Origin of the sequence: Streptoalloteichus hindustanus, from assembly GCF_900129375.1 — a bacterium.
GTDB lineage: Bacteria > Actinomycetota > Actinomycetes > Mycobacteriales > Pseudonocardiaceae > Streptoalloteichus > Streptoalloteichus hindustanus.
This window is the reverse complement of sequence record NZ_FQVN01000001.1, coordinates 790,251-816,645: the sequence shown is the minus strand read 5'-3', so window position 1 is coordinate 816,645 and position 26,395 is coordinate 790,251. Positions and strand designations below refer to the sequence as shown.

Annotated in this window: 25 protein-coding genes; 16 read left to right on the top strand and 9 right to left on the bottom strand. The window is 73.4% G+C overall.

Annotated elements, in window-relative coordinates:
• Positions 1-50: 50 nt before the first annotated feature.
• Positions 51-1,238 carry an L-2-hydroxyglutarate oxidase gene (lhgO, locus tag BUE43_RS03875; protein WP_073479876.1) on the bottom strand — a complete coding sequence of 396 codons (1,188 nt, stop codon included), beginning with the start codon at positions 1,236-1,238 and terminating at the stop codon, positions 51-53.
• 135 nt (positions 1,239-1,373) lie between these two features.
• Here lhgO and BUE43_RS03870 point away from each other — a divergent pair, with 135 nt between their 5' ends.
• The 6 genes from BUE43_RS03870 (at position 1,374) to BUE43_RS03845 (ending at position 6,792) form a co-directional block, all read left to right on the top strand.
• The gene (locus BUE43_RS03870; RefSeq protein WP_073479875.1) at positions 1,374-2,519 is read left to right on the top strand and encodes a DegT/DnrJ/EryC1/StrS family aminotransferase; all 1,146 of its coding nucleotides are present in this window, start codon (positions 1,374-1,376) and stop codon (positions 2,517-2,519) included.
• Between the two features lie 56 nt (positions 2,520-2,575).
• Positions 2,576-3,511 carry an NAD-dependent epimerase/dehydratase family protein gene (locus BUE43_RS03865; RefSeq protein ID WP_073479874.1) on the top strand — a complete coding sequence of 312 codons (936 nt, stop codon included), beginning with the start codon at positions 2,576-2,578 and terminating at the stop codon, positions 3,509-3,511.
• Positions 3,508-3,999 carry an acyltransferase gene (locus tag BUE43_RS35755; RefSeq protein ID WP_083959276.1) on the top strand — a complete coding sequence of 164 codons (492 nt, stop codon included), beginning with the start codon at positions 3,508-3,510 and terminating at the stop codon, positions 3,997-3,999. The genes BUE43_RS03865 and BUE43_RS35755 overlap by 4 nt, the downstream gene beginning before the upstream one ends.
• 233 nt (positions 4,000-4,232) lie before the next feature.
• On the top strand, positions 4,233-5,294 hold the full coding sequence (locus BUE43_RS03855) for an ATP-grasp domain-containing protein (protein WP_073479873.1): 1,062 nt from the start codon (positions 4,233-4,235) through the stop codon (positions 5,292-5,294).
• Complete coding sequence (locus BUE43_RS03850; protein ID WP_073479872.1) at positions 5,291-5,947, top strand: HAD family hydrolase; 657 nt, start codon at positions 5,291-5,293, stop codon at positions 5,945-5,947. The genes BUE43_RS03855 and BUE43_RS03850 overlap by 4 nt, the downstream gene beginning before the upstream one ends.
• A gap of 38 nt (positions 5,948-5,985) precedes the next feature.
• Positions 5,986-6,792: a polysaccharide deacetylase WbmS family protein gene (locus BUE43_RS03845; protein WP_073479871.1), complete on the top strand. Its 807-nt coding sequence runs from the start codon at positions 5,986-5,988 to the stop codon at positions 6,790-6,792.
• A gap of 101 nt (positions 6,793-6,893) precedes the next feature.
• Here BUE43_RS03845 and BUE43_RS03840 read toward each other — a convergent pair whose 3' ends face one another.
• On the bottom strand, positions 6,894-7,895 hold the full coding sequence (locus tag BUE43_RS03840) for a Gfo/Idh/MocA family protein (RefSeq protein ID WP_073479870.1): 1,002 nt from the start codon (positions 7,893-7,895) through the stop codon (positions 6,894-6,896).
• Positions 7,892-8,989 (bottom strand): DegT/DnrJ/EryC1/StrS family aminotransferase, encoded by a 1,098-nt coding sequence (locus tag BUE43_RS03835; RefSeq protein ID WP_073479869.1) that lies wholly within the window; start codon positions 8,987-8,989, stop codon positions 7,892-7,894. The genes BUE43_RS03840 and BUE43_RS03835 overlap by 4 nt, the downstream gene beginning before the upstream one ends.
• 334 nt (positions 8,990-9,323) lie before the next feature.
• On the opposite strand from BUE43_RS03835, the gene BUE43_RS03830 reads away from it, so the two are divergent.
• Positions 9,324-10,331 (top strand): lysylphosphatidylglycerol synthase domain-containing protein, encoded by a 1,008-nt coding sequence (locus BUE43_RS03830; protein WP_083959275.1) that lies wholly within the window; start codon positions 9,324-9,326, stop codon positions 10,329-10,331.
• Positions 10,332-10,737: 406 nt separating this feature from the next.
• Here the strand turns inward: BUE43_RS03830 and BUE43_RS03825 are convergent, their stop codons facing one another.
• The gene (locus tag BUE43_RS03825; RefSeq protein ID WP_073479868.1) at positions 10,738-11,769 is read right to left on the bottom strand and encodes a glycosyltransferase family 2 protein; all 1,032 of its coding nucleotides are present in this window, start codon (positions 11,767-11,769) and stop codon (positions 10,738-10,740) included.
• 205 nt (positions 11,770-11,974) lie between these two features.
• On the bottom strand, positions 11,975-14,011 hold the full coding sequence (locus BUE43_RS03820) for a N,N-dimethylformamidase beta subunit family domain-containing protein (protein WP_083959274.1): 2,037 nt from the start codon (positions 14,009-14,011) through the stop codon (positions 11,975-11,977).
• Positions 14,012-14,170: 159 nt separating this feature from the next.
• Here BUE43_RS03820 and BUE43_RS03815 point away from each other — a divergent pair, with 159 nt between their 5' ends.
• The 4 genes from BUE43_RS03815 (at position 14,171) to BUE43_RS03800 (ending at position 18,442) form a co-directional block, all read left to right on the top strand.
• Positions 14,171-14,887, top strand: coding sequence for an acyl-ACP--UDP-N-acetylglucosamine O-acyltransferase family protein (locus tag BUE43_RS03815; protein ID WP_073479866.1), 717 nt, complete (start codon positions 14,171-14,173; stop codon positions 14,885-14,887).
• Positions 14,888-15,070: 183 nt separating this feature from the next.
• Entirely contained in the window at positions 15,071-16,204 is a 1,134-nt protein-coding gene (locus BUE43_RS03810) for an N-acetylmuramoyl-L-alanine amidase (protein ID WP_073479865.1), read from the top strand.
• Positions 16,205-16,371: 167 nt separating this feature from the next.
• The gene (locus BUE43_RS03805; RefSeq protein WP_083959273.1) at positions 16,372-17,631 is read left to right on the top strand and encodes an MFS transporter; all 1,260 of its coding nucleotides are present in this window, start codon (positions 16,372-16,374) and stop codon (positions 17,629-17,631) included.
• Positions 17,615-18,442 carry a MerR family transcriptional regulator gene (locus BUE43_RS03800; RefSeq protein WP_083959272.1) on the top strand — a complete coding sequence of 276 codons (828 nt, stop codon included), beginning with the start codon at positions 17,615-17,617 and terminating at the stop codon, positions 18,440-18,442. Before BUE43_RS03805 ends, BUE43_RS03800 begins: the two co-directional genes overlap by 17 nt.
• A 108-nt stretch (positions 18,443-18,550) precedes the next feature.
• On the opposite strand, the gene BUE43_RS03795 is transcribed toward BUE43_RS03800, so the two are convergent.
• Positions 18,551-19,369 carry an HAD family hydrolase gene (locus tag BUE43_RS03795; protein ID WP_083959362.1) on the bottom strand — a complete coding sequence of 273 codons (819 nt, stop codon included), beginning with the start codon at positions 19,367-19,369 and terminating at the stop codon, positions 18,551-18,553.
• Between the two features lie 89 nt (positions 19,370-19,458).
• On the opposite strand from BUE43_RS03795, the gene BUE43_RS03790 reads away from it, so the two are divergent.
• From BUE43_RS03790 to BUE43_RS03770, 5 genes are all read left to right on the top strand, one after another.
• On the top strand, positions 19,459-20,337 hold the full coding sequence (locus BUE43_RS03790; RefSeq protein WP_073479864.1) for an LLM class flavin-dependent oxidoreductase: 879 nt from the start codon (positions 19,459-19,461) through the stop codon (positions 20,335-20,337).
• Positions 20,334-21,182, top strand: a complete 849-nt coding sequence (locus tag BUE43_RS03785) for an alpha/beta fold hydrolase (RefSeq protein WP_083959271.1) — start codon at positions 20,334-20,336, stop codon at positions 21,180-21,182. Before BUE43_RS03790 ends, BUE43_RS03785 begins: the two co-directional genes overlap by 4 nt.
• Before the next feature lie 33 nt (positions 21,183-21,215).
• The gene (locus BUE43_RS03780) at positions 21,216-21,713 is read left to right on the top strand and encodes an SgcJ/EcaC family oxidoreductase (protein ID WP_073479863.1); all 498 of its coding nucleotides are present in this window, start codon (positions 21,216-21,218) and stop codon (positions 21,711-21,713) included.
• 145 nt (positions 21,714-21,858) lie between these two features.
• Positions 21,859-22,221 carry a hypothetical protein gene (locus BUE43_RS03775; RefSeq protein ID WP_073479862.1) on the top strand — a complete coding sequence of 121 codons (363 nt, stop codon included), beginning with the start codon at positions 21,859-21,861 and terminating at the stop codon, positions 22,219-22,221.
• A 94-nt stretch (positions 22,222-22,315) separates the two neighbouring features.
• Positions 22,316-22,951, top strand: a complete 636-nt coding sequence (locus tag BUE43_RS03770) for an endonuclease (RefSeq protein WP_073479861.1) — start codon at positions 22,316-22,318, stop codon at positions 22,949-22,951.
• A 260-nt stretch (positions 22,952-23,211) separates the two neighbouring features.
• Here the strand turns inward: BUE43_RS03770 and serS are convergent, their stop codons facing one another.
• The 3 genes from serS to BUE43_RS03755 all read right to left on the bottom strand — a co-directional run bounded on the left by serS (position 23,212) and on the right by BUE43_RS03755 (position 26,393).
• Positions 23,212-24,480, bottom strand: a complete 1,269-nt coding sequence (serS, locus tag BUE43_RS03765; RefSeq protein WP_073479860.1) for a serine--tRNA ligase — start codon at positions 24,478-24,480, stop codon at positions 23,212-23,214.
• 181 nt (positions 24,481-24,661) lie between these two features.
• Positions 24,662-25,132 (bottom strand): DUF350 domain-containing protein, encoded by a 471-nt coding sequence (locus BUE43_RS03760; RefSeq protein WP_073479859.1) that lies wholly within the window; start codon positions 25,130-25,132, stop codon positions 24,662-24,664.
• Between the two features lie 94 nt (positions 25,133-25,226).
• Positions 25,227-26,393 carry a glutathionylspermidine synthase family protein gene (locus tag BUE43_RS03755; RefSeq protein ID WP_073479858.1) on the bottom strand — a complete coding sequence of 389 codons (1,167 nt, stop codon included), beginning with the start codon at positions 26,391-26,393 and terminating at the stop codon, positions 25,227-25,229.
• Positions 26,394-26,395: the final 2 nt, after the last annotated feature.

Below are 26,395 nucleotides of genomic sequence, written 5' to 3'. Positions count from 1 at the left end.
GGCGCACGCCGGCCGCGAGGCGCTGGCGGACGCCGGGGCGCGGCCCGCCGTCAGAGCTGGTCGACCACCCGGTCGGCGACGTGCCTGGCGATCTCCAGGCTGGCGGTGGCGGCCGGCGAGGGCGCGTTGAGCACGTGCACCTGCCGGGGCGCCATCTCGAACAGGAAGTCGTCGACGAGCGAGCCGTCCGGCAGCATCGCCTGCGCCCGCACACCCGCCTCGGCGCGCACCAGGTCGTCCCTGCGCACCGCCGGCACGAGCCGGGCCAGACTGTTGGCGAACCGCTGCTTCGAGAAGGAACGCAGCACCTCGTCCACCCCGGTGCGCGCGTACTTCCGCGCCAGCCGCCACGAGCCGGGGAACCGGGCCACCTCGACCAGGTCCCGCGCGGAGACGTCGCGCCAGCGGTAGCCCTCGCGGCGCAGCGCGAGCACGGCGTTCGGGCCGGCGTGCACGCTGCCGTCGATCATGCGGGTGAGGTGGACGCCGAGGAACGGCAACGACGGGTCCGGCACCGGGTAGATCAGGCCGCGCACCAGGTGCCGGCGCTCCGGGCGCAGCTCGTAGTACTCGCCGCGGAACGGGACGATGCGCGCCGCCGGGTTCAGCCCGGCCAGCCGCGCCACCCGGTCGCTCTGCAGACCCGCGCAGTTGACCAGCGCGTCCGCCCGGACGACGCCGTCGGGGGTGGCGAGCTCGACCCGGCCGTCGCGGCCGCGGATGCCGAGCACCTCGGTGCCGGCCCGCAGCTCGGCGCCCAGGTCGCCGAGGCGTCGCACGAGCGCGCGGCACACCGCGCCGTAGTCGACGATGCCGGTCGTCTCCACCCGCAGCGCGGCCAGGCAGTTCACCTCGGGCTCGTACTCCCGGGCCTCGGCCGCGTCGATCCGCTTCGCCGGCACGCCGTTGGCCTCGGCCCGCTCGGCGAGCACCTGGAGCCGGGGCAGCTCCTCGGGCTCGGTCGCGACGACGAGCTTGCCGCAGACCTCGACCGGCACGCCGTTGTCCCTGGCGAACCGCACCATCGACCGGCTGCCGGCCACGGCCATCCACGCCTTGTGCGAGCCGGGCTTGTAGTAGAGGCCCGCGTGCACGACGCCGCTGTTGTGCCCGGTCTGGTGGGCGGCCCACCCGGTCTCCTTCTCCAGGACCGTGACCGAGACACCGCGCTCGGCGGCCAGCTCGTGCGCGACCGCGAGGCCGACGATCCCACCACCGACGACAGCTACGTGCTGCACTGAGCGACCACCCCTGAGTGCGGTTCATGACCCCGGTTCACGACCCCGGTACCGTGCTCGTCGCAGCCTACGGTCCGCGACCAGTCGGATCCCATCCGCTTCATATACTCGCGGCCGACCAACCCGGGGAGAGGTATGTCCGACAGCAACGCCCAGGGTCCGATCGCCCTCGGCCAGCCCACCGTGGGCGAGGCCGAGCTCGCCGCCGTGGCGTCGGTGTTCGAGTCGGGCTGGCTGTCCGGAGCCGGCCCCACCTGCCGGGCGTTCGAGGAGCGGTTCGCCGCCGTCGCCGGCACCGGGAACGCGCTGGCCACGAGCAACTGCGGGACGGCGCTGCACCTGGCGCTGCTGACCCTGGGCGTGAAGCCGGGTGACGAGGTCGTCGTCGGCGACTACACCTTCCCCGCCACCGGCCACTCCGTGCTGTGGACCGGCGCCCGGCCGGTCTTCGCCGACATCCGCCCGGACATCTGGTCGGCCGACCCGGCCGCGGTCGAGGCGGCGATCACGCCGCGCACCGTCGGCATCGTCGCGGTCGACGTGTTCGGCCAGCCCGGCGACTTCGACGAGTACCGGGCCATCGCCGACCGGCACGGGCTGTTCCTGGTCGAGGACGCGGCCTGCTCCGCGGGCGCCAGCTACCGGGGTCGCCCCGCCGGCTCGCTCGCCGACGCGGCGACCTTCAGCTTCCACGGCCGCAAGGGCATCACCGCCGGCGAGGGCGGCGCCCTCGTCAGCGACGACGCCGAGCTGGTCGCCAAGGCGCGCAAGCTGCACACCTACGGCATCGAGCCGGCGATCAACCGCGAGGGCTCCCGCGAGCTGCCGGTGCCGTCGTTCGACGAGCTCGGCTACAACTACCGGATGTCGGACGTGGCGGCCGCGATCATGCTGGCCCAGCTCGACCGGCTGCCGAGCCTGCTCGCCAACCGCCGCCGGGCGGCCGAGGGCTACGCCGAGCTGCTCGGCGACCTGGAGCTGGTCGGCCTGCCGGTGGAGCTGCCGGACCGGGTGCACCCGTGGCAGTCCTACGTGGTGACGCTCGCCCCCGGCCTCGACCGCGGCGAGGTCGCGCTGCGGCTGCGCGAGCGCGGCGTGCAGTGCAACTTCGGCACGTACGCCTCGCACCTCCAGCCCCTGTACGGGACGACGGCGCCCTGCCCGGTCTCGGCGGACCTGTTCGGCCGGCACCTGGCCATCCCGATGCACGCCAACCTCACCGACGACCAGGTGGAGCGGGTCGCCAAGACCCTGCGCGAGGTCGTCACCGAGGTCGCCTGAGCCATCCCGCCCGGAACACCACCCGCACCGCACCCGACCCACAGGAGCGTTCCCGGATGTCTTCCCGCACCGTCTTCTTCACCGGTGGCGCCGGCTTCATCGGCATGCACGTCGTGCCGATGCTGCTGGAGAAGGGCTACAAGGTCCGCATCTTCGACAACATGTTCCGCGGCGACCGGGACAAGGTGGCCGAGCTGGTCGCCACCGGCGACGTCGAGCTGGTCGACCAGGACGTGCGGTACGGCGGCGCGGTGCACAGCGCGATGAAGGGGTGCAGCCACGTCATCCACTTCGCCGCGGTCTCGATCAACAAGAGTCAGGCCGACCCGCACGAGTCGATCGACATCAACATGGTCGGCAACCACAACGTGTTCGCCGCCGCCGCGGACCACGGCGTGGAGCGGCTGGTGTACGCCTCGTCCGCCTCGGTCTACGGCGACCCGAAGAAGCTGCCGATGCACGAGGACGACGTGCTCGACCCGCTGACCCCGTACTGCATCAGCAAGCGGGCCGGTGAGGACCTGCTCGGCTTCTACCAGCGGCGGGACAACCTGTCCTGGGTCGCCCTGCGCTTCTTCAACGTCTACGGCCCCGGCCAGAAGACCACTGCGTACTACACCTCGGTGATCAACCACTTCGTGAACCGGCTGCGCAACGGGCTGCCGCCGGTGATCGACGGCAAGGGCGAGCAGTCGATGGACTTCATCCACGTCCACGACATCGCCCGCGGCACCGTGGCGGCGCTGGAGGCCGAGCGGAGCAACCTCGCCGTCAACCTGGGCACCGGCATCGACACCTCGGTCGCCGACCTGGCCAAGATCCTCATCGACGCGGTGGGCGTGGACGTCGAGCCGCAGTTCAACCCGCGCGAGGTGCTGGTGTCCCGGCGGGCCGCCGACATCACGCGGGCCAGGGAGGTCCTGGGCTGGGAGCCCACCATCTCGGTGCGCGACGGCATGACCGACCTGGTCAAGCAGACCATGGCGTCGTGACGACCCCCGACGACGTCGCGGTTGGCTGGGATGCCCGGCACGGCATCCCGGCCAACCCGTACAACCCGCACGCCTGGGTCATCGGCGAGCCGGAGATCGGCTCCGGCACCTGGATCGGGGCCTTCACCGTCATCGACGGGTCCGGTGGGCTGACCATCGGCTCCGGCTGCGACATCAGCTGCGGCGTGCACATCTACACCCACAACACCGTGCGCCGGTGCGTCACCGGCCGGGCCCACCCCTCCGTGGACCGCGCGCCGGTGCGCATCGGTGACCGGGTGTTCGTCGGGGCCAACGCCGTGATCATGATGGGTGTGACCATCGGCGACCAGGCCGTCGTCGGCGCGGGCGCGGTCGTCACCAGGGACGTGCCACCGCGCACCCTGGTCACCGGCGTGCCCGCCCGCCCCACCGCCCGCGTCGTCGTCGACGGCGCCGACCTCCGCTTCGACCCGCTCCCGGAGGGCGAGGAGTCCGCGGGCGAGTAGCCGGGCAGGCGCCGCTTCGCACGGCTCGCGCGTTCTCCCGGCGCCGTCAGCCCCGACCTTCCGGCCTGTCCCCGGCCTACCCCTCCAGCCGTCCCCTCGGCCTGTCCGTCCGGCCTGTCCGTCCCGGCCAGAACCACGAGCCCGTCGGGCTCAGGTCGTCCGGGCGGCGCGCCGATTGTGTGTGGAGCGCCCGCGCGCACGGGCGCTCCACACACGATCAGGGAGGGCACGCGGTGGAACTGCGTCCGATCACTGTTCTCGCCACCAGTGTCGGCAACGACGGCTTCCCGTCCGTCATGGAGGCGCTGCGGGAGAACGGTGAGCGGCGGGTGACCGTCGTCGGCGTCGACGTCCGGGAGTCCGCGCCCGGCCTGCACCTCGCCGACCACGCCGCGCTGGTTCCCCCGCGCGGCGAGCCGGACGCGCTGGTGCGCTCCGTGCTCGCCCTCGCCCGGAAACACCGCGCGGACGCGCTTCTCCCCCTGTCCACCGAGGACCAGCCGTTCTTCGCCGAACGGGCGGACTTCCTGGCCGCCCAGGGGCTTCCCGTCGTGGCGTCCGCCGCGGACGCCCTCGCCACCGCCAACGACAAACTGGCGCTGCTGTCGGTGTGCGCGCCCGGCGGCGTCCCGTGCCCGAGGCACGTGCCCGTCCGCACCGTCCCGGAGGTGGAGGCCGCGGCCCGCGAGCTGGGCTGGCCGGAGCGCGGGTTCGTGTTCAAGCTCAACCGGGGAACGGGCGCGCAGGGCGTGAAGGTCGTCGACCCCGCCCTCGACCGCGTGGCCCGCCTGTTCGACCGGGACAACCTCCGCATCCGCTACGAGGACCTGGTGACCGGCCTGTCCGGCGTCGACGTGCTGCCCCCGGCGCACCTCGCGGAGTACCTGCCCGGCAAGGAGTACAGCGTCGACGTGCTGTGCGAGCGCGGCCGAACGCTCGTCGCCGTGGTGCGGGAACGCCTGGCCACGCTCTACGGCCTGGCCACCCACTCCGTGGTCGTCGATCTCCCCGCTGCGGCGCGGGCGGCGGAGCGGGTGGTTGCCCTGCTGGGCCTGAGCCACGTCGTGAACGTGCAGTTCCGGTGCGACGCCGAGGGCGTGCCCCGCCTGCTGGAGGTCAACCCGCGGATCCCGGGAACCGTCGGCCTGTCGGTGGCGGCCGGGGTCAACCTCCCCTACCTCGCCGTCAAGCAGGCACTGGGCGAGGAGTTCGCGGCCCCGCAGCCGAAGATCGGCACCGAGCTGGTGCGGACCTGGCGCACCGTGCTGCCCACCCGGCGGGTCGAGCGGTGGTGAGCACGCGGCCAGCGGGGACCTCCCACGTCCCGGTGATGTTCGACATGGACGGCACGCTCGTCGACCTGGCCGCTCCGCCGTCGGAACTGGCGGAGCTCCGCGCCGAGGTGCGCGCGCTCGCCGAACGGGAGCGGGTCGCTCTCGACCACTTCGGGATCTTTCCGATGTACCGGGCCCTGTGCGTCGCCGGGCGCGGCGCCGACGAGGCGAGAGAACTGCTCGACCAGTACGAGGTTCGCTGGGCGAGGACCAGCGCCCGTCCCCTGGTCTCCCCTTACCGCCTCGCCGGCTTCCTGTCCTCCTCGTCCGCCGCGCTCGTCACGAGCAACGGCCGCGCCTGCGTCGCCGCCCTGCGGGACGGGGGCCTGCTGCCCGACGGCTTCCTGGTCGAGGTCACCCGGGACGACTGCGCTCACCTGAAACCCCACCCCGAACCGGTACGGCGGGCTGTGGCCGTTCTGGACGAGGCCGCGCCGTCCGGCGCCCTCACCGCCGACGACTTGGTGCTGTTCGTGGGCGACAGCGACGCGGACCGGCTGGCGGTCGACGCGTACCGCCGGACACGGGACGCGCCTCTCCTCCGGTTCCTCCGGGTGTCCCCGGCCGACGGCTCACCTGATCCAGTGGATGTCGCCACCGGGTCGGTTGGCTGAGCGTTGACCGGGTGCGGCGGGGAACCGATCACGCTCGCGTGACGAACCCGACGAGATCCAGCCAGGACGCCCCCTGGGGTCCCCTGGCCGCCCAGCGCCGCTTCGCCGTCACCGCGGACCAGGACTGGGCCCCGGAGTGGGCCACCGAGGCGCTCCTGCAGTGGGCGTGGGAGTGGGACGTGCCGCTGCACGTCTTCCAGACCAACCCCTCGCCGAGCCTCGACGGGGCGGCCGGCAGCGGGACGGTGACCAGGGGCTGGCACCCGAACTTCTTCCCCGGGTCCACCCACGGCGAGGACGAGAGCGCCGTCGTCCGCCACATGGCCGGCTTCCTGCCCGGCGTGCGGACGGTGCGCAGCCACGGGTTCCGCGAGAGCTACCTCGCGTGGCGGGAGCTCGCCGGGGCCGGCATCCGCTTCGACTCCCAGTTCCCCTCGGCCTTCGCCGGCCACCTGGTGCCCGCCGTGCACGCCACCGGCATCATCCGGTTGCCGGTCTGGTTCGAGGACGACCTCTGGCTCCGCCTGTTCCCCCACGCCACCGACGTCAGTCGACTGCGTCCGGCCCTGGGCGCCCCGGGGTTGAAGATCCTCAACGTCCACCCGGTGCACCTCGCCCTCAACTGCCCGAGCATGGACTACTACGACCGGCGGCGCGCCGAGATCTACCGGCCGGACTCGGATCCGGACGCGCTCGTCCACCCCGGTCCCGGGGTGCGCGACGTGCTCGAGGCGATCCTGCTCGCGGTGCGCGCCGACGGCGAGAAGTGGCGCTCCTTCGAGGACCTGTGCGACGAGTCGGCCGACCTGCTGTCGGACAGCGCGGACCTCGCCGTCCTACCCTGACGACGGTTGTGGGGACCGACCGAACAGGCGGCCCCCACAACCGAACGCAACGAACGACGTTTCGGGACGACCGACACGGGGCGCAGCCCGAGCGGGAACGCTCAGGCCGTGACTACGGAGGCGGTGCGGGCGGCCTGCTGCTGGACCTCGTCGACGACGCGGTGCGCCGGCAGGATGCGCCGGCGCTCCTCGTCGGCGTCCCCGAGGCCGGCGACGAGGTCGACGAACCGGTCGAGCTGGGTGGCGAGCGGCTCGCGGGCCGAGACCAGCTCCGGGATCTCGATGACGGTCTGCTGCCGGTAGCCGCGCCCGTCCGGGGTGGCCGCCTCGTTGGAGACGTGCCGGTAGATCGTGACGTCCCGCCGCAGCAGGTCGGCCTCGATCAGCCGGTCCACCTCGTAGATCATCAGCGAGCGCACCTTGCGCTGGCCGATCCGACTCGCCGAGATGGTGCCCAGGCCGCCCTCGGGGAAGGACAGCACGGCCTCCGCCACGTCCTCCGCGTGCGACAGCGACTGCGGGTGGAAGTAGCCGAAGGTGCCCTGCACCCTGGCCGGCTCGATCCCGCCGAAGACCTGGATGGCCAGGTCGACGTCGTGCACCAGGAGGTCCCAGGCCACCCCGGTGCGGATGCGCGGCGCGTACGGCGAGTGCCGCGTCGCGGTCACGTGCACCGGGCGGTCCACGAGCGACAGCGCCGTCAGCACCGCGGGGTTGTAGCGCTCCAGCAGGCCGCACATCAACGGCACGCCCCGGCGCTCGGACAGGCGCACGACCTCCTCGCTCTGGGCGAGACCGGCGCACACCGGCTTCTCGACCAGCAGCGGGGTGTCCTGCTCCAGCACCCGCAGCGCCAGCTCGTGGTGCGCTTCGGTGGCGGCGGCCAGCACGACGGCGTGCACGTCGGACAGGTCGCCGATCTCCGGCGCCCACTCGGCCCCGAACCGCTCGGCGACCGCCCGACCCACGTCCTCCCGCGGTTCGATCACGCGGGCCAGTTCCGCGCGGTCAGAGGTGGCGATGACGCGCGCGTGCAGCGACCCCATCGAGCCGGTGCCGACGAGAGCCACGCGCGGCCGCGCCCCGTTGGTGGTCACGCTCATGCCCCGAAGACCTCCCGGACCGCCGTGACGACGGCGTCGACGTCGGCGTCGCTCATCGCCGCGTGCACCGGCAGCGACAGGCACTGGCGGGTGACGCGCGAGGCGACCGGCACGTCGCTGGCGACCACGCCGGGGTGCTCGCGGTAGCAGTCGTAGTCGAAGACGACCTTGGGGTAGTAGACGCCGTGGCCGACGCCCTTCTCCCCCAGCCGCTCGGCCAGCTCGTCCCGGGTCACCGGGGCCTCGTCGGTCACGAGCACGGTGTACTGGTGCCACACGTGGGAGCGGCCGGGCAGCTCGGCCGGCGTGCGCAGCCCGGGCAGGCCGGCCAGGCCGGCGTTGAGCCGCTCGGCGTTGGACTTCCGGCGGGCGGTCACCCGCTCGACCTTCTCCAGCTGCGGGATCGCCACCGCTGCCTGCAGGTCCGTCATCCGGTAGTTGTGGCCGGCCATCTCGTACTGGTAGCGCTGCCGCATCCCCTGGTTGCGCAGCACCCGCAGGCGGTCGGCGACGGCGTCGTCGTCGGTGGTGATCGCGCCGCCCTCGCCGGTGGTGATGTTCTTGGTGGCGTAGAAGGAGAAGCAGCCGAGGCCGAAGCTGCCGACGCCGCGCCCGTCGAAGGTGGCGCCGTGGGCCTGGGCGGCGTCCTCGACCAGGTGCAGCCCGTGCTCCTCGGCCAGCGGGGCGATCTTGCCCAGGTCGGCGGCCTGGCCGTACAGGTGCACCGGCATGAGGACCTTGGTGCGCGGTCCGATCGCGGCGGCCACGGCGTCCGGGTCGACGCAGAAGTCGTCCTCGCGGATGTCGGCGAACCGCGCGGTGGCCCCCGCCTCCAGGATCGCGTTCAGCGTGGCGACGAAGGTGAACGGCGAGGTGACGACCTCGTCGCCCGGCTGGAGGTCCAGGACCTGCAGCGCGGCCACCAGCGCTGTGGTGCCGTTGTTGACGGCGACCGCGTGCCGGGCGCCGACCACGGCGGCGAAGGACTCCTCGAACCGGCGCACCATCGGGCCCTGGGCGAGGACACCCGAGCGCAACACTTCCAGCACGTACGGCTCAGCGTCCCGCACGTCGACCACGGTGATGGGGATCATGCTCCACGACTTCTCGGTAGGGGGCGGATCCGTTCCGCGCACCGGCCCACCCGGTCGGCTTGACCGGATGCGGGCAGGCTACGGGGGCCTGGCGACGGTAGGTTACCTATCCGCGACGCACCGCCGAACCCCCGGGTGGAGCGGCCTCCGGCTCGTCGGGTGCCCCGGGTCGCCGTCGTCTAACGTGGGTGGCCGGGCTCCCCATGGGATGACCGCGCACCTACTATGTGCGATCTGACGCACACGCCCCGTTTTCGCGACCGGCGTACCTCGGAGCACACTGCTGGTGGACGAACCGAACAGCGGCGAAGCGGGCGACAACCCCGGAGGCCATGTGACCACCGACCAGGCTGCCGTGGCGGATCCCGCGCCGCCGGCAACGCCCCCCGCCCAGCCTGAGAAGAAGAAGGCCGTCCTCGTCGCCTGGCTGCGCCGACTCCTGGTGCTGGTCGTGGTGGTCGCCGCCGGCTACCAGCTCGTGGCCAACTGGGGCGAGGTGTCCGGCACGCTCACCGCGATCCCGTGGCACTCGCTGCTGCTCAGCCAGCTCACGGTGGTCGCCGGCATCGTCGCGGGCACGATGGCCTGGCAGGTCATCGTCAACGACCTGGGCAAGCCGATCGGCACGTTCCGCGGCGCGCAGATCATGCTGGTCGGCTCGCTGGGCAAGTACGTGCCCGGCTCGGTGTGGGCCTACCTGCTGCAGATGGAGCTGGGCCGCAAGGCCGGCCTGCCCCGGGCCCGCATCTTCACCGGCTCGCTGCTGAACATCGGGTTCAGCGTGGTCGGCTCGCTGGTGCTCGGCCTGTTCGCGCTGCCGGTCATGCTCCGGGACTCGCCGGGCGCGCTGTGGCTGTTCGCGCTGCTCCCGCTCGGTCTCGCCGCGCTGCACCCGAAGGTGCTCACCTGGGGCACGTCGCTGGTGCTGCGGGTCCTCAAGCGCCAGCCGCTGGACCACACGCTGCGCTGGCGCACCATCGGCAAGGCGCTCGGCTGGGTGCTGGCCGCCTACTTCTGCTACGGCCTGCACCTGTGGCTGCTGGCCAACGCGATCGGCGAGCCCGGCCTGTCCGGGCTGGTGCTCTCCACCGGCGCGATGTCGCTGGGCCTGACCATCGGTCTGTTCGCGTTCGTCCTGCCCTCGGGCGCCGGGGTGCGCGAGGTGGTGTTGGTGGCCGCGCTGGGCACGGCGATGCCGACGGGTCAGGCGATGGCGTTCGCCGCGGCGTCCCGGGTGATGTTCATGCTGGCCGACATCGTCACCGCCGGCGCGGCGGCGCTGTTGGCCCGATGGCGGGCCGACCGCGAGCCCCAGGCGGCGGAGCTGCCGCCGGTGCCGTGATTCCCGACTCGCCGGGAAGGCCGTCGTCCCGCGTGGGGCGGCGGCCTTCTTCTTGTGCCCGGCCTTGCGTCTGCGGCGGACGGGTCCTCGACGGCACGGGGTGAGGGCGGGCGTTGGCTCCGGCCGGGGGTGTCGTCCCGCGCCCGCGAACCCTTAGGACTGCCCTGATTTCGCCACCAGCCCGCGGATTCGGCCATGTAAGGGGGCGAATCCGTCCAAAACACCGTTACCCAGGGGGTCCCCCCGATTTCCAGTATCGCGGAGGGGACTGACGTCCTGAGGGGGCGACGGGCGTACCGGACGGGTGGAACGGCAGAGGCCGCGGCGAGGTCAGCGGCGCGGGAGGAGGCCGTACGGGCGCCGGCGGCGGGAAGGCCGCGCCGGCGCCCGTGCGGACCGCGAGACGTCAGGAGCGGCTGGCCTCGACGGCGTGCCGCTCGTCGAGCGAGCTGCCGCTCGGGCTGATCTCCCGGACCGACCGCACGACGTAGGTGGGGCGGCGGCGGGCGTCGTCGCCGGCGCGCCACAGGTACTCGCCCATGATGCCCAGCACCATGAGGTTGAGGCCGCCGAAGGTGGTCACCAGCGAGGCGACGAGGGCCCAGCCGACCGGGGTGCTCCAGGTGACCAGCGAGGCGACCAGCGTCGTCAGGGTGGACAGCACGCCCACGGCGGCCACACCCGTGCCCACCCACGCCGGCATCCGCAGCGGCGAGTAGGCGAACCCGACGAACGAGTCGACGACCAGTTTGAGCTTCTTCTTGTTCGTCCACTTGCTCTTGCCCGACGGGCGGGGGAGCTGCTCGAACTCGACGCGGCTCTGCCGGAATCCGATCCAGGCGATGATGCCGAAGATGTTCCGGTTGCGCTCCTCCATCCGGTTGAGCGCGTCCAGCACGATCCGGTCGAGCAGGATCTGCGACGGCCCCTCCTTGGGGTACGTCGGGATCTCCGAGAGCCGGTGGAAGAGCTGGGAGAACAGCTGCGAGAACATGTTCCCGACGCCCTTGGGCACCGCGCGGGTGCGCCGGATGCCCCAGACGACCTCGTTGCCGGCGCGCCACTCGTCGAGGAACCGGCCGACCGTCTCCAGCGACTCCTGCAGGTCGGCGCTGAGGGTCAGGGCGCAGTCGCCCCGGCACAGCCGGAAGCCGGCGGTGAGCGCCTCGTGCGAGCCGAAGTTGCGGGAGAACGAGCACACCCTGGCCTGGTCCTCCGGCCGCAGGGCCTGGACCACCAGGTCGGCCGTGCCGTCGGTCGAGCCGTCGTCGACGAGGACCAGCTCGAAGTCGAACTCCTGGTGGGTGGCGCGGATCTGGCGGTAGAAGTCGACGAGACCCGCCGCGTTGCCGGCCTCGTTGAAGGCCGGCACGACGATCGACACCAGCTTCCGCCGCTGCGGCGCGGTCCCGTTCGTCTCGGTCCCTGCCAGGCTCATGGGCTGTCTCCTCGCTCGGGGCGATCCCCGACCGATCGGTCCTGTTCCTCGGGGGCGGCCGGGCGCGCCGGAGGTCGAGCTCGTCGGTCACCCGTCCTGGCGAGGAGGGGGTGACGGCCGGCGGCGACGCCCGGACCACGCGCAGACTACCGGCCGGCCCGCGACGCGGAGCGTCCGGCCCGACACGGAGGGGTGACGGCCCCCGCTAGCGGGTGACGGCGGCGGTGACGGCGTTGAGCAGGATCTTCGAGGCGGCGGCGTCGGTGTCCAGGACGCCGGCGTAGGTCAGCGACGAGACCGTGAACGCCCAGCCGCCGGCGCCCCGGTCCGCGAGGACCATGTCCGCGCCGCCGTCGCCCTGGGTGCCCTCGGCGATCACCCGCACCCCCGGCTGGTTGTCCGGGGCGGCGTCGGTCTCCCACCCGCTGGCGCCCATGTTGTGGCCGTCCGCGCCGAACAGGTCGCCCACGCGCAGTCCCGTGCCGGCGAGGAAGGGGTGGTCGCTGACCACGCGGTACGGCGCGAAGGTCATGTAGGTGTAGCCGTCCCACCACGTGCCCAGGACCTGGTACTCGGGCAGGCCCTCCTCGCGGAACAGCGAGCGGGCGCCGTCGCGGGCGCGGTGGATGACGGCGGTGCCGTCCTCGGTGAGGTTGACGCGCTCGTAGAAGCTGTTGCCGCCGACGCAGACGACGCGGCCGCCCCGCGCCATGAAGTCGAGGACGCGGGCGCGCATGGTCTCGGTCCAGTACTCGGGGTGCGAGCCGAGCAGCACGGCGCGGTAGGCGTCGAGCCAGTCGCCGGAGGTGTGCAGGTCGGCGTCCTGGTAGCAGTCGTACGCGATGCCGTGCCGCTCCAGCCACCGGACGAGCAGCAGGTCGCTGAAGTAGTGGTCGTCGATCCGGCCCGGCGGGTCGACGTGCACGAGCGCGGACGGCCGCAGCAGGGTGAGCTGGCGGGTCCACGGTCCCTCGTCCCAGCTGTACTGGTTGTGCCCGCCCCAGTGGTCGTAGGCGTTGTGGGTCAGCAGGGGTAACAGGAACGCCAGCGGGGCGGTGGGTTCGGCGGGGCGGACCGCGAACGGGATGTGGTGGCGCAGCTCTCCGGGACCGGTGAGCGTGGCGTTGTAGAAGCCGGACCGCCAGTCCGTCGGCACGTCGAGCGCGAAGTCGGGTTCCCAGCCGCAGCCGGTCGCCCGGTAGCCGGACCGCAGGAACTGGAACCGCCCGGTGAGGGTTCGCGGTCCCCAGACCACGGGGCCGTCGAGGCCCGGCCCGGTCATGCGGCGCACGGTGGCGGTGTAGTGCGGGAAGTTCGTCGAGACGGGGAAGGAGATGCGGGCGCCCTGCCGGACCGACCGCGTGGAGGGGTAGCCCTGGAGCGCCGCGCTCCGCTCCAGCGTCCAGCCGGTGCCGACCCGGCGGCCGTTGTCGTCCACCCAGCGCGCGCCCGCCGTGGGGTCGAGCCAGTTGGTGAGGCGGAACCAGTACAGCTCGTGGTCCCGGTTGTTCTTCGCGGGCGCGTCGCGGTCGACGAAGACGGCGTAGAAGGAGCCGTTGTCGTTGCTGAACCACTCCCGGGTCTGCTCGCGTTGCCACCCGGTGCCGATCTGCACCGCCTTGCCGTTGTTGGCCCACGCGCCGGGCCCGTTGGTGCCGTCGCCGGTCAGGTACCGCCACCACAGCAGCACGGCCCCGCGCTGCACGCCGTAGATGACGCCCTGCGGGTCCGCCGCGTAGCCGATGATCGGCTTCCAGTTCCCGTCGCTGATCCGGGCGCCCGCTCCCCCGTTGGCCCACGCGCCCGCGCCGTCGCTCCCGTCGCCGGCGAGGTAGCGGTACCAGAAGAGCCGCCCGTCGGGGTCGATCGCGTAGAGGACCCCGTTCCACCCGCCGAAGACGCGGGGGTAGCGGTCGAACCCCGCGCCGATGACGCTGCCGCTGCGCGGGTGCCACGTGCCCTGCCCGGTCGCCTTGTCGGCGGTGTGCCGGAACCAGCGCAACGTGCCGTCGCCGCGCAGGCCGAAGAGCTGGCCGTCGGCGGCGGCGAGCACGGTCCGGAACTCGTTCCAGCCCCCGTCGTCGATCGCGACGCCGTTGCCGTTGTTGGCCCAGTCGAAGGTCCCGTTGAGCCAGTCGCGGTGCCGGTACCAGAGGAGGCTGCCGTCGGAGCGGACGCTGTAGATGACGCCGTCGCCGCCGGGCACCATCCGCACCTGGGTCTGTTCCGGGTCCACTGGCATGGTGTCGCCTCCCTCGCCCAGCCCCGACCCTGGCAGGGCGACGACGGGACGGACAGCGCCGTTCGGGTGGCGGGCCGGCGGGCCGGACCCACCCCGTCCGGGGGATGGCGGGGTCGCTCGTAGACTCGCGCCGGACGGCGGGCGAGGACGGGGGCGGCGTTGGCTCAGGTACACCCGACGGCGGTAGTCGGTGACGGCGTCGAGCTGGGCGAGCGCGTGGTGATCGGCCCGAACGCGGTGGTCCTCGGCCCGTGCCGGATCGCGGACGGCTGCTGGATCGGGCCGGGCTGCGTGATCGGCACCCCGCCGGAGATCTCCAGCGAGCCGCACAACCGGGCGTGGGACGGCGAGCTGGCGCACGCGGGTGTGGAGATCGGGCCGCGCACGGTGATCCGCGAGCTGAGCACGATCCACCAGGGCAGCTACCGGCCGACCAGGGTCGGCGCCGACTGCTGGCTGCTGAACCGGGTGTACGTGGCGCACGACGGCCAGGTCGGCGACCGGGTGACGTTGTCGGCCGCGGTGAGCCTGGGCGGGCACGTGCTGGTCGGCGACGGCGTGAACGTCGGGATGAACGCGGTGGTGCACCAGCGCCGGGTGATCGGCCAGGGCTCGATGGTGGGCATGGGCAGCGCGGTGACCAGGGACATCCCGCCTTTCTCCAAGGCGTTCGGCAGCCCGGCGCGGCTGCACGGCGTGAACTCGGTCGGCATGACCCGTTCCGGCGTGGGCGAGGACGCGGTGAACGTGCTGGCGGCGGCCTACGCCGAGCGGCGGGTTCCCGGGGAGATCCCGGCCGAGCTCGCCGACGCCTTCGCCTGGTGGGCGGCCGCGGAACCGGCCCGGCCGCTGGTCTCGGCGGCCGCCGCGGTCTGACCCGCTCGCTCCGCCCCGCGCAGGGTGGACGACGCGAACGGCACCGCTGCACCCGTTCGGGCTGCGAGATGGGCTGACGGCGCGCACACTGTTCCCACCGGCACCAGATGCAACACCCGATCGCGCGAGCACCAGAAGGATTCCCACGCACCACGGCACATCGTCGTGTCCGGGAGGTGGGCGATGCGTCACGCCACGCCCGTCAGCTGTCTCGTCCTGGTCCTGTCGCTGCTCGTCACCACGCCCCTGACCGGAAGACCCGCCTCGCCCGCGCCCGCCGGGGCGCTGTCCGAGGCACTGCCCGGACCTCCGCCCTGGTCACCGCCCGAGTCGTCGTCCGGGGCCGCGCCCGGCACGGAGACCTCGGTCCGCTCGGTGCCCGTGCCCGACCCGCCCGACCTCGACCCGAATGACCTCGACCCGGACGCCGTGCGGGAGACCGGCGACGGCGGGGAGTTCGCCGTGGTCGGCGTGGTCGGCTTCGGCGAGCCGGACGGGGAGGTCGAGGTGCGCGCCGGCCGGGACGGCGGGTGGACGCCGTGGACGCACGCGGAGGTGCTCCACGTCGAGCGGCGCGGCGGCCGGACCAGGTGGTTCAGCGAGCCGTTGTGGACCGGGTTCCAGGACCGGGTGCAGGTGCGCTCCCGCGCCACCGCCCTGTCGGTCGCGCTGGTCGACCCCGGCCACGCCCCCACGCCCGAGTCCGACGGGCGCGGCATCCTGCGGGTGCTGACCCGCGCGGACTGGGGCGCCGACGAGGGCCTGCGCTGCGCGGAGCCCTCGTACGCCGACGCCGTGTCGGCCGCCACCCTGCACCACACGGCGGGGCCCAACGACTACACGGCCGGGCAGTCCGCACAGCTCATGCGGGGGATCTACGCGTACCACGCCAGGACCTTGGGGTGGTGCGACATCGGCTACCACGTGCTGGTCGACCGGTACGGCCAGACGTTCGAGGGTCGGCACGGCGGGATGGACCGCCCGGTGATCGGCGCGCACGCGATCGGCTTCAACAGCGGGACGACGAGCGTCTCGATGCTCGGGCACCACAGCGCGGACCAGCCGACGGACGCGGTCGTGGAGGCCGCCGCGACCTGGCTGGCGTGGAAGTTCCGGGTGCACGGCATCGACCCGGCGGGCTCCGCCACCCTCGTCTCGGGCGGTGGCGCCAGCAACAGGTACCCGCAGGGCCAGCAGGTCCAGCTCCCGACGCTGTTCGCGCACCGCGACGTCAGCGTGACCGAGTGCCCGGGAGACGCCGCGTACGCGCGACTCCCCTGGCTGCGGCAGCGCGTGGCCGAACTGATGTCGCAGTGAGAACTCCACTGCGAGAACTCCACTGCGAGAACTCCGCTGTGAGGACTCCGCTGTGAGGACTCCGGTGGGAACACCACCGACGACGACCTGACCCTGGAGCGCCGCTCAGCCCGGTGGGACGCCCCGGCTTGACCCTGACGCAGGGTCAACCCTGTTCCCTCGTTCGTGTGAAGCTCTCCGTCGTCCCCTATCTGGCAGCGGACGCGTTCTCGCTGCTCGGCAACATGGTCGCCGGGGTGGTGACCCCACTCCTCGTACTCGCTCGAACAGGTGATGCCACGGCGGCCGGCACCGTCGCCGCCGTGACGGCGCTGCCCTCCCTGCTCGCCGCGCTGCTGGGCGGGGTCGTGGCCGACCGGGTCGACCGGCGCCGGCTGTCGATCGGCGCTGACGTCGCCTCGGCCGCGTCGGTGGCCGCGCTGCCGGTGGTGGACGCCGTGTTCGGCCTGAACCTGGGCTGGTTCGTGGTGCTCGGGCTGGTGGGCGCGTTGTTCGACGTCCCGGGGATGACGGCGCGGGAGACGTTGTTCCCCGCCGTGGCCGCACGGGCCGGGATGCCGTTGGAGCGACTGGCCGGCCTGAAGGAGGCGCTGTCGGCGCTCGTGCTCGTCATCGGGCCCGGCGCGGGTGCGCTGCTGGTGACGCTGGTGGACGAGGCGAGCGTGCTGTGGGTGACCGCCGGCTGCTCCGCGCTCGCGGCGCTGCTCACCCTCGCCCAACCCGGGGACCTGTCCGGGGAGCCGGCCGCCACCGCGCGACAGGGGGTGCTCGGGGAGCTGCGGGAGGGGTTCGCGGTGCTCCGCCGGGACTCGGTGATCGGCGGGCTGACCGTGCTCTCCCTGTTGTTCGTGCTGGTCATGGGGCCGTTCCAGGGTTTGGTGATCCCGGTGCACCTCACGGCCGTCGGCGAACCGGAGCGGTTCGGCGTCGTGGTCACCGCGATCACGCTGGGCAGCCTGCTCGGCAACGGCCTGTACGCCGCCGTCGGCCAGCGGATCTCGCGGTGGGGGTGGTTCCTCGGCTGCAACCTGCTCACCCTGGCCGGCCTGGTCTGGCTGACGGCGCTGCCGGGCTTCTGGTGGATGCTGGCGGCCGGCTTCGTCACGGGCGCCGCGGCCGGGCCGATGCAGCCGTTGCTGTCGGTGTTGTCGGTCGAGCGGGTGCCGGACGAGGCGCGGGGCCGCGTGATGGGGTTGCAGAACGCGGGCGTGCTGGCCTCGATGCCCCTCGGTCTGCTCGGCGCCGGGCTGCTCCTGGAGCACTGGGGCGTGCGCGACACCGGCAGACTGATCGCGGTGGCCCTGGTCGTGATCACGGTCGGGACGGTGTGCTGGCCGGGCCTGCGGCGCCAGCTCCGCCAGCGGCCGGAGCCCGGGGCGGGCGAGCAGTCGGAAGCGGTGGAGGTCGGGATTGCTGACCATCGGTGAGCTGGCCAGACGCGCCGGCACGACCGTGCGGGCGGTCCGGCACTACCACGCCACGGGGCTGCTGGCGGAGCCGCCGCGCGACCACTCCGGCTACCGCCGCTACGGCGCGCACGCCCTGGTCCGGCTGATCCGCATCCGCCGGCTGCGCGACGTGGGCCTGCCGCTGGAGCGGGTGCGCGAGCTGCTGGACGAGCCCGGCTCGCTGGACGAGGCGTTGGCGGCGCTGGACGCCGAGCTGGCCGACCGGCAGCGCGACATCGCCGAGCGCCGCCGACGGCTGGCCGAGCTGCGGCGGCGGCCGACCGACCCGGAGCTGCCGCCCGGGTTCGCCGAGGTGTTCGGCCGGCTGGCCGCCCTCGGGGTCGACCAGGACCACCTGCGGCAGGAGAAGGAGACCCTGTTGCTGGCGCTCGCGATCGACGAGCAGGTGGGCGCCGCGCTGCTGGACTGGTACCGGCAGGTGGCCGACGGGCCGATGCTGGCGGTGAGCGCCGAGCTGGGCCGCCGCATGGTCGAGCTGGCCCGCCGCCACCCGGACGACCCGGAGGTCCGCCGCCTCGGCGCGGACTTCGCCGACTTCGTCCACGACCAGCTCGGAGAGGAGATCGACCAGGTCAGGGCGGAGAACCGTGCGGGGGACGATGCGCCGCCCGGCGTCGAGACCGCCCTGCTGACGGACTGGATCAGCGGCCTCAACCCGAGCCAGCGCCGCGTGCTCGCGATCACCGGGGAGCTGCTGTCCGCGCGGCTCCCCGGGTCCGCGGACATCTGGCGGGACCTGAACCACCTGATGAGCGACCTTCTCCCCTGACCACGACCACCCGCGGTTCCCGTGGCCGTCTCGTCCCGGAACGCGGTCCTGTCCCGGGTCAGTCGACCCGGCGTGGTGGGGCCGCCCACCGCGGGCGGGCGGGTGAGGTCAGAACCAGCGCTCCAGCACCTGCGCGACGCCGTCCTCCGAGTTGGGCGCGGCGACCTCGTCGGCGACGGCGAGCACCTCCGGGTGCGCGTTGGCCATCGCCACCCCGTGCCCCACCCACCGCAACATCGGCAGGTCGTTGGGCATGTCGCCGAAGGCCACCACCCCGGCCCGGTCGACGTCGAGTCGCTCGGCGACCGCCGCCAGCCCGGTGGCCTTCGTGACGCCGGGCGCGGACAGCTCCAACAGGCCCGCGCCCGTCGAGTAGGTGATGTCCACCGCCCCGCCGAGCACCTCCCCGGCCGTGGCCGCCATCGCCGCGCTGCTCATCTCCCGGTGCCGGACGAGCAGCTTGATCGCCGGGTGGCCGAGGACCTCGGCCCGCTGCGCCTCGGTGGAGTCGGCGTCCGGCCACGCGTGCTCGTAGTCGGGCTCGGCGAGGAAGTGCCGGTAGCGGTTCTCGGCGAGGAACTCGCCGTGACCGTGGCTCACCCGCTCCACCGCGACCGCGCAACCGGGCAGCGCGCGGTCCAGCGCCGAGGCGGCGTCGTGCAACAGCACCGGGTCCAACACCTCCGCGTGGAGGACACGGCGCTCGGCCGCGTCGTAGAGCACCGCGCCGTTGGCGCACACCGCGAGGCCGGCCACGCCCAGCGCGTCCACGACCGGCGCCACCCAGCGCGGCGGCCGGCCGGTGACCAGCACGAAGGGCGTCCCGGCCGCGACGACGCGGCGGACGGCGGCGGCCGTTCGGCCGGTCACCCGCTCCATCGGGTCGAGCAGCGTGCCGTCCACGTCCGAGGCAACCAGTGCGGGCATCTCCACCACACCATCCTGCCTGCCCGCCCACGCCCTGGCCGGAGAACTGAAAGCAAACTTCCGACTTCCCCCCGGTACTGTCCGGCGTTATGCGGTTCGGCATCGTGATCCTTCCGGAGTACCGGTGGTCGGAGGCGGCGCCCCGGTGGCGACGGGCCGAGGAGTTCGGGTTCGACCACGCGTGGACCTACGACCACCTCTCGTGGCGTTCCCTGGCCGAGGGGCCGTGGTTCGGCACGGTGACCACGCTCACCGCGGCCGCGCTGGCCACCTCGCGCATCCGGCTGGGCACGCTCGTGGCCTCGCCGAACTTCCGGCACCCCGTGGCCTTCGCCCGGGAGCTCATGGCGCTGGACGACGTCTCCGGCGGCCGGTTCGTCCTGGGCGTCGGGGCGGGCGGCGTCGGGCACGACGCGACCGTGCTCGGCGGCCAGGTGTTGCCGCCCGCCCGGCGGATGGCCCGGCTCACCGAGTTCGTCGAGCTGCTGGACCGGCTGCTGACGACCGACCACGTCGACCACGCCGGGGAGTTCTTCACCGCGACCGACGCGCGGACCCTGCCGGGCTGCGTGCAGCGCCCCCGGTTGCCGTTCGTGATCGCCGCGAACGGGCCGAAGGCGATGCGGCTGACCGCCCGGCACGGCGCGGGCTGGGTGACGACCGGCCCGAGGACGGACGACCTGGGCGCGTGGTGGCGCGGGGTCGCGGAGCTGTGCGCCCGGATGGACAAGGCGCTCGCCGACGAGGGCCGCGACCCCGCCGAGGTGGACCGCGTCCTGCACGTGGACTCCGCCCCGGTGTTCTCGCTGTCCAGCGTGGACGCCTTCGTGGACGCGACGGGCCGGGCGGCGGAACTGGGCTTCACCGACGTGGTGACGCACTGGCCGCGTGCTGAGGGCGAGTACTACGTGGGGAGCGAGTCGGTGTTGGAGACGGTCGCGGCCGACGTGCTGCCGACGCTCCGGTGAACTCCGCAGTGGCCGGCTCCGCGGCGACGGGCCGACTCGCCGTCCCGGACGCGGAGCTGGCGTGGGAGCGCGCCGGCTCCGGCGACCCGGTCGTGCTCGTGCACGGCTCGTGGGACGACCGGCGGAGCTGGGACCGCGTCGTCCCGGCGCTGGCGCGCGCCCACTCGGTGGTCCGGTACGACCGCAGGGGCCACTCGGAGAGCACCGCGCCGCCGGGGCAGGGCTCGATCGTCGAGGACGCCGAGGACCTGTTGGCCGTCGTGGACGCCCTCGCCGGCGGGCGGGCCCATCTCGTCGGCCACTCCTACGGCGCGTCCGTCGTGCTGCTGGCGGCCGCGCGGCGCCCGTCCGCCGTCCGCTCGGTGACCGCGCACGAGCCGCCCCTCTTCGCCCTGCTCAGGGAGGACCCGGCCGCCGCCGCGCCGCTCGCGGAGGCGGCCGGCTGGATGCGCCGGGCCGCCGAGCTCATCGAGTCGGGCGACGCCGAGGGTGGCGCGCGGGCCTTCGTGGAGCACGTCGGGTTCGGCGCGGGCGCGTGGGAGGGCCTGTTCGGGCCGGAGGCGCGGGCGACGATCGTGCGCAACGCGCACACCTGGCTGGACCAGCACCGCGACCCGGACCGGCTCGCGGTGGACCCGTCGGCCCTGGCCAACGCCGGGGTGCCCGTCGCCGTGACCACCGGGACGGCCACCCTGCCCACCTACCGGGCCGTGGTGGCCGCGCTGACCCGGAGACTGCCGGAGCTGACCGTCCTGCCGGTGTCGGGCGCGGGCCACGCGCCCCACATCAGCCACCCCGACGTCTACGCCGACCTCCTCCTCACCCGCCTCCGCACCGGCAGTTGACCTCCACCTTGGTCGAAGTCCGAGAGTGGGGACGTGAACGAGACGGACGAGCGGAACATCAGGCGGGTGCTGGCGGCCTACACGGAGCTCTGGCTCCAGCACCGGATGGACGAGTGGGGCGAGCTCTTCACAGAGGACTCGGACTTCGTGACCCACCGGGGCATCTGGTGGCGGACCCGGCAGGAGAACGTCGTGGGGCACAAGGACGTCCCCGCGTCGGTCCTGGCCCAGAAGGGGAACTACAGGCAGGAGGTCCTGAGCGTCCAGGGCGTCACCCCGGACGTCGCGCTCGTCCACACCAGGTGGTCCTGGCCCGACCACCAGCTGCCCTCCGCCCCGACCGGGGAGGACCGCGAGGGAATCGTCACCCTGGTGATGGTGAGGCGGGAAGGGAAGTGGCTGATCCGCGCCGCGCACAACACGCGGCGGAACGGGCTCGACGACTTCGACCCGCGGCGGGAGGAGAAGTCCACTCACACCGCCGGGAGCGCCGGTCTGGACACTTCATCGGCACGGCCCACGCCCTCCTGACTGCTCCGTTCGAGCGTTCCTCGGAGCCGAGCGGGGACCAGCGGCCACGGCGGGCCGAGGCGTGGCGCCGGGACTCGCCCGGGCGCCTCGGGGTATCCGTGGTCGGAGAGGTCTGCTGAGCGCCACCACCGGGAGGGGCCTGGACATGCGCGTGGAACTCGACGCGTTCAGCGGTCGACCGAACCCGGTGTGGGAGGCCACCGCGCCGGAGAGCGCCGAGCTGCTGTCCCTGCTCCGCCGGCTCCGGACGTCCGCCGACCCGGTCGAGCCGCCGGGACTGGGCTACCGGGGGTTCCTCCTGGCGGGGCTCGGCGCGCCGGTGCGCGGCCTGCCCCCGTCGCTCCGGGTGGGGGCAGGGGTGGTCCAGGCCGCCGACGCGCCGGGCTCGGCCTTCCGGGACGACCAGGGGCTGGAGGCGCTGCTCGTCGCGCAGGCGACGGCGCACGGCTTCGGCGAGCTGGTCCGCGTCCTGCGCCTGCCGGGGAGCCAGGCGGGCGAGCCGGACTGACCACGCCAGCCAGACCCGAGGGGTGTCGGCTGCTCCGCGGGGGTATTGGGCGTGGCAGCGGCGTACTCGCCGGGAGGCACGGGTAGCCGGGGACGTGGCCGACGCGAAGGCGGTCGTGCGCGAGCTGCTGCGAGAGCACGGGCGGACGTACGCCGAGGAGGCGGGAATCCGGCTCGCGGACAAGCCCGCGCCGCTGTACCAGCTGTTGGTGCTCACCGTGCTGCTCTCGATCCGCATCAGGGCGGACCTGGCCGTGGCCGCCGCGCGGGAGCTGTTCGCGGCGGGCTGGACCACCCCGAGGAAGATGCGGGACGCCACCTGGCGCGAGCGCGTGCACGCGCTCGGCCGTGCCCACTACGTGCGCTACGACGAGAGCACGTCGACGCGCCTGTCGTCCGGCGCCCAGATGGTGCTCGACACCTACGGCGGCGACCTGCGCCGGCTGCGGGCGGCGGCCGACGGCGACGTCCGCGAGCTGCGGCGCCTGCTGCGGGAGTTCCCCCGGGTGGGCGAGGTCGGGGCGGACATCTTCTGCCGGGAGGCGCAGGCGGTGTGGCCTGAGCTGCGCCCCTACTTCGACCGGCGGGCGCTCGTGGGCGCGGAGCGCCTGGGGCTGCCGCGCGATCCGGACCGCCTCGCCCGGTTCGCGCGCGGGGACGACCTGGCCCGCCTGTCCGCCGCGCTGGTCCGGGTCGGCCTCGAACGGAGGCGGAGCCCCGCGGCCGCGTGACCGGCGCGCGATTCCCTCACCACAGCGGGAAAACGGGCGGGACCGGACCCGTTCGGCGGATCTTCCGCCCCTGCCACCCCCACGGGCGACCCTCCCGGCCCGAAACTGTCAGACCCCCGTGAGACGGTAAAAATGGGGGTTCCCCCAAGAACACAGGGGTCGCAGAACTTCTGGGGTGTGCCCGACAGGAAGGTCGGGCACACCCCGGCTCATCCACCCCACGAAGGTGGTCCACGACCACCCGGCCCCCGCCCGGCACGTCACCGCGCGAGCGGCTCCAGGACCTCACGCCCGCCCAGGAACGGCCGCAGCGCCTCGGGCACCCGCACCGAGCCGTCGGCCCGCTGGTGGTTCTCCAGGATGGCGACGATCCACCGGGTGGTGGCCAGCGTGCCGTTGAGGGTCGCCGCGACCTGCGGCCGGCCGTCCGCGTCCCGGTACCGGACCGAGAGCCGCCGCGCCTGGAAGGTCGTGCAGTTCGAGGTGGAGGTGACCTCGCGGTAGGCGGCCTGGCTCGGCACCCACGCCTCGCAGTCGTACTTGCGCGCCGCGCTGGCGCCCAGGTCGCCGGCGGCCACGTCGATCACGCGGTACGGCAGCTCGACCTTGGCGAGCATCTCCTCCTCCCACGCGAGCAGACGCCGGTGCTCGTCGTGGGCCTCCTCCGGCCGGCAGTAGGAGAACATCTCGACCTTGTTGAACTGGTGCACGCGGATGATGCCGCGCACGTCCTTGCCGTAGGAGCCGGCCTCCCTGCGGAAGCAGGACGACCAACCCGCGTACCGGCGCGGTCCGGCAGACAGGTCGATGATCTCGCCGGCGTGGTAGCCGGCCATCGGCACCTCGGAGGTGCCCACCAGGTACAGGTCGTCGTCGCGCAGCCGGTAGACCTCGCTGGCGTGCGCGCCGAGGAAGCCGGTGCCCTCCATGATCTCGGGGCGCACCAGCACCGGCGGGACCACCATGGTGAACCCGGCGGCGACGGCCTGCTGCATGGCCAGGTTGAGCAGCGCGAGCTCAAGCTGCGCGCCGACGCCAGTGAGGAAGTAGAACCGGGCGCCGGAGACCTTCGCGCCACGCTCCATGTCGATGGCGCCGAGCCGCTCGGCCACCGCGAGGTGGTCCCCGGCGTCGAAGTCGAACTCGGGCGCCTCGCCCACGTGCTTGAGCACGACGTAGTCGTCCTCGCCGCCGGCGGGAGCGCCCGCCTCGACGACGTTGGACACCCGGCGGTGCGCCTCGGCGAACGCGGCCTCGGCCTCGTTCTGCTCGGCCTCGGCGGCCTTGACCTCGGCGGCCAGCTCCTTGGCCTTGGCGAGCAACGCGGTCCGCTCGTCGCCCTTGACCCTGCCCACCTGCTTGCCGAGCTGCTTCTGCTCGGCGCGCAGGGAGTCGGCGCGGGACACCACGGAGCGCCGACGCTCGTCGGCGGTGAGCAGCGCGTCGACCAGCGCGGGGTCCTCGCCCCTTGCCCGCTGGGAGGCACGCACGGCGTCCGGGTCCTCGCGGAGCGTCCTGAGGTCAATCACGGCAGGTCAGCCTAGCCGCTCCCGGTCGGCGGCCGCACGCCAGTTCGGTCCCGCGCCGACGGGGCCCCCGCGACGCGGGGCGGCGGGTCATTCCACACCGGGGCAGCGGGTCGGCCGTGCCACCGCCGCCATCGCGCCGACCTGCGCCGACACCGAGACCGCGAGGTGGTGCGGGGGTCCGTCAGCCGGAGATGGCGACCGCGACCACGAGCCCCAGCGCCAGGTGCGCCGCCGCCACGACGAGGCTGGTCGGCGCGAACGTCTCGGCCTGCATCACCGCGCGGAGCTGGATCCGGGTCACCCACTCCAGCAGCCGGACGGCGAGCACCTGCACGATCACGCCGACCAAGCCGAAGATCATCGCGGACAGCAGGCCCTCGTCCAGCCGGCCACCGGCGTTGTAGATCGCGACCACGATGATCAGCGCCATGCTGACCAACCCCACCGAGGTCACCACCACGGCGTTCGGCCGGCCCTCGCGCACCAGCTCGCTGAGCTTGCCCGGGGTGGTCAGGTCGATGGCGTAGAAGCCGACGAGCATCAGGAGCAGACCCGCCACGGCGTAGAGCACGATCGCGCCCACCCCGCGGCCGATGGCGTGCACGAAGCCCTCCTGCAGGGCCAGGACCTGCGTCGCGTGCTGGCTCGTCACTGGGTTTCCTCCTCGGTGGGCGCGCCGGCCCCGGCGGCGGCGCGGCGGTTCGCGGTCTTCGTGCCGTTCGCCCGGATCGGGCGACGAGGGGACCCTAGGCCCCCGGGATGCGGTGGGGCACGAACGCCGCGCCGTCGTCGGTGACCAGGCCGGTGGTTTCCCGGATGCCCATGCCCGCCGCGGTGTCGCCGACCACCCACGCGCCCAGCACCGGCCGCATGCCGTCGAAGTCGGGCAGCGGGGCGAAGAGCTGGTAGACGTGCCCCTCCTGGCCGTACACCCCGCCGGTCTCGTGCTCGTAGCCCGGCGCGACGATCTGGATGTTCGCGCCCTCACGCCCCAGCTTGGGCTTGCGCACATACTCGGTGAGCATGCCGGGCTGGTCGAGGAAGGCCGGCAGCAGGTTGGGGTGGCCGGGGTACATCTCCCACAGCACCGCGAGCAGCGCCTTGTTGGACAGCAGCATCTTCCACAGCGGCTCCAGCCAGAGCGTGCCGGGCAGCCCCTCGACCGCGTGCCGGCCGAACTCCTCCTCGACGATCCACTCCCACGGGTAGAGCTTGAAGACCGTCCGCATCGGCGCCTCGGCGAGGTCGACGAACCGGGCGAGCTGGCCGTCCCAGCCGATCTCCTCCAGCGCCAGCCCCACGGTGTCCATCCCGGCCTCGGCCGCCGTCTCCTGCAGGTAGGCCACGGTCAGGTGGTCCTCCCCGCTGGTGTCCCCCGCCGACCAGGTGAAGTGCACCTCGCCGGCCGGCAGCCGGTCGGCGATCTCGCCCCAGCGCTCCACCAGCTTCTCGTGCAGCGAGTTCCACTGGTCGTCCCCCTCGTGCGTGTCGGTCAGCCAGTGCCACTGCACGACCGACGCCTCCAGCAGCGCGGTGGGCGTGTCGGCGTTGTACTCCAGCAGCTTGGCCGGGCCGTTGCCGTCGTACCGCAGGTCGAACCGCCCGTAGACGTGCGGGTCGTGCCGGCGCCACGACTCGGCGATCCGGGGCCACAGCCACTCCGGGATGCCGAAGTCGCGGTACCGCTCGGTGGTCACGACGTTGTCCACGGCCTCCAGGCACATCGAGTGCAGCAGCTCGACGTCGGCCTCCAGGGAGAGCACCTCGTCCAGCTCGAACACGTAGTGCACGGACTCGTCCCAGTAGGGACGGGGCGACCCGTCGACCGCGGTCGACGGCGAGCCGAAGACCAGGCCCTGCTCGGCGATCCGCTGCTGCCAGTCCCGGCGTGGCTCGAAGTGCTCGCGACGCAACT